This is a genomic window from Vibrio thalassae, from assembly GCF_900089835.1.
GTDB lineage: Bacteria > Pseudomonadota > Gammaproteobacteria > Enterobacterales > Vibrionaceae > Vibrio > Vibrio thalassae.
Window position 1 is genome coordinate 1 of the sequence record NZ_OANU01000132.1, and the last position, 1,412, is coordinate 1,412.

Genomic DNA, 1,412 nt, shown 5'->3' on the forward strand with positions numbered 1-1,412 from the left:
GCTTGCATCAACGCCAGTGATCCCAGCTTGGGTGTAATCGGTTTCTGCGGGAGCGCTTGCCCCTGCAATGTTTTTGGCGTGGTTAATGACATTTACCATGGCGCTAATGTCGGTTACCACGACTAATTGTGTGTCGTTTAGCCAAGCATTAAACTCGCTGACGCTGCTGACATCCTGTGTTAATCCTATGTTGGTATAATCCGTACTTTGAGGCGCAGTTGCAGTGATAGGATTGCCGCTATCTATGGCGTAATCATGGATAATCACATAACTATTACTGCGATTTTTAACCTCATCATAACTCTTTGCATTTTGTACGCCGCTCACGAGTGAACGCAATTCATTGACATGCTCTATTCCCACGTTTTCGATGCCGATTGCAGCAAAATCGGCTAATTCAGGTTTTTGATTGCTATCACTGATGATGTAGTCAATGATGGTCCACCACTCAGTAATGTAATCCACTTCCATCCAATCGACACCATCCACTGTATTAGACGAACTACTGTCATCGGTGGTTGCGTTAAGACCATCCGTACTAAATCGATTGTTCAATTCCATATTTAAGTATTTTGGCCACCTGTAGTCTTCACTCAAATCGTCAGAACCGGCCCAGGTTGCGACTTGAACATAGTCGAGTGTCTCTGTGCTGTTGCTGAACTTAAGGTGCACTTTATATAAGTATGAATATATGTTATTCGTGTCAGAAGGCAGATTTCCTACATATTCAGGATGCAATAGATAGTCTGTCGACTCATTAACGAGCGATACATCTGGGTCGAAGTAATCCCTCATTCCATCTTTATCTGTGTCTGTATCAATATAAGCTTGCAGAGCGCTGAGATCTTGCAGTGCAGGGTTATCGTTGCGCAATGTGTTGTTAAGCGCTGTGCGCTGAGATGAAAAATAGCCATCGTCAAGTGCAGTCTCAAATCCTAGCGCCTGATAGTGCGCCTCTGTCGGTTCTTGTGCCAATGGATTGATGGTATTATCCGCATATTGTTGAATATTAGTGAACTCGCCAAATAAGGTGAGCGAACCATTGCCGACAGCGCTAGAGAGTACCGAAGTAGTATCTACACTGACATCGGTCACTGTAACGTCAAATTGACGAATCTCATCTGTTGTACTGGTAAGGTTAGAACCATCGTTATCGTATTGAACGGCTTCGAGTGCGGTTTGGTAATCACTGATAGAGGCATTGCCCGTCAGCGTCAGTGTGTGATTGTTGGCATCGTAGCTTCCCGAGATACTGCCTGCCGCAACAAAACTTAAACTCTCATTGCTATTGGCGCCATTTAGCGTGATTTGTGCGCTGGCTATTGTGCTTGAATCAATATCGGTGATATTTACATTCTTCAATAAGGCTGTTGGCCCATCGCCGTTGACAAATGCCTTGTCGGGTGAATTAA

1 protein-coding gene is annotated in these 1,412 nt (G+C 44.5%); it reads right to left on the reverse strand.

Annotated elements, in window-relative coordinates; translation table 11 throughout:
* The coding region (locus VTH8203_RS22135) for a hypothetical protein (protein WP_208617789.1) at positions 1-1,412 on the reverse strand (1,412 nt) is incomplete at both ends.